Source organism: Piscirickettsia salmonis LF-89 = ATCC VR-1361, from assembly GCF_000297215.2.
In the GTDB taxonomy this organism is placed as follows: Bacteria; Pseudomonadota; Gammaproteobacteria; order Piscirickettsiales; family Piscirickettsiaceae; genus Piscirickettsia; species Piscirickettsia salmonis.
Map to the genome: position 1 here is coordinate 53688 of NZ_AMFF02000059.1, position 1512 is coordinate 55199.

A 1512-nucleotide genomic window follows, 5' to 3' on the forward strand; every position below is an offset into this window, starting at 1 on the left:
CCCTGTAATCTATCAGATTTCATTATACATTGTTTATCATGTCAGTGCGTAAGGTGAGTGAAGAAGCAATATTTTATGCAGGTTATGTTTACCAACGTTCAGATAGTTTAGAAGTTATCAGATTATCTGGTAGATATCCCCAAAAATATTCAGCTGCACAAGAAGCTCTGCTAGAGTCATACCTAGCTCAAAAATTTTGTGAAGCTTATGGAACACAAAAAGTCATATTTTACTCATTTAATGAGGCTCTAAGTTTAAGTGGTATTTTAAGTGATAACAGAGAATACTGGGATAAGAATAAACATAGAATAATGCGCAGAGAGTATAACGAAGTACTCCAAACAGCAATCAATAATATTACTATAACCGGCAGCTTCCACGCTAAAGATTGGCTTAAAATTAAAGATAATGTACAACTTCAGACAGCGATCAACCATACCGCTGCAATAAATCACTTTTCTCGCGATCTTTGGCGCCATATTCGAAGCGCTACAGCCCTTCAAAAAGCAATCAATAACGTTGCTGCAATTGACAAATTTTCTCAGAGTCACTGGCTAACAATTAAAGACAACCCAAAACTTCAGACAGCAATTAATCACATCGCTGCGACTGGCAGTTTTTATCTCGATGATTGGAATAAAATTATAGATGCTCCACAGCTCCAAACAGCAGTCAACAATATTGCAGCAATAGAGAGCTTTAGTCGTGGCTATTGGGACAAAATTAAAAATAAACCACAACTTCAAGCAGCAATCAATCACATTTCAGCAACCGGCCACCTTTCTCGTGATGATTGGTACAAAATTCGAAACTCTGAAGCTCTCCAAATAGCAGTCAATCACATCGCTACAACTAGTCGCTTTTCTCGTGATAACTGGAACAAAATTAAAAGTGACACACAATTTCAAACAGCAGCAGGCCGTGCTCCTCATGAGATTAAGGACGAAACTAAAGATAATTCACAACAGCTCCAAACGGCAATTCATCATATCACTACAGCTGGCATTTCTTCTCATGATGATTGGTATACAGTACAAAACTCTAAAACTCTCCAACAAGCAGTCAACAACATCGCGGCAACGGGTCACTTTCTTTATGATGACTGGCGAAAAATTAAAAGTGACTTTCTACTCCAACAAGCAATCAACACTATCGCAGCAACAGAGCACTTCTCTCGTGATGACTGGTGCAAAATTACAACCACAGAACAAACAAGCATAAGAAATAAGTTTCAAGAAAAAATAATAAGCTTAAAAGAGCTAACAATAAATAAAACAGAAAATAGGCAAACTGCTATTGATTCCTACGCTGTTAAAGCTTTCACATGCTTTACCAGCAAAGTCTTAGATAAGACTAATCGTGAAACATTCAAAGAAACTCTGCACTCAGTGCAAAAAGAGTGCACACAAATATTAGACGATAGTTTATCCAGAAAAATTTTAAAAGTTATAACAAATTTTCTCAGTCATATTAGCCTTGTGGGCATGATTGCTAACTCACCTTACGCACTGA

General features: G+C 37.0%; 1 protein-coding gene. It reads left to right on the plus strand.

The window, feature by feature from the left end; translation table 11 throughout:
- Positions 1–38 precede the first annotated feature (38 nt).
- The coding region (locus tag C200_RS06430; RefSeq protein ID WP_033923711.1) for a hypothetical protein at positions 39–1512 on the plus strand (1474 nt) is incomplete at its 3' end.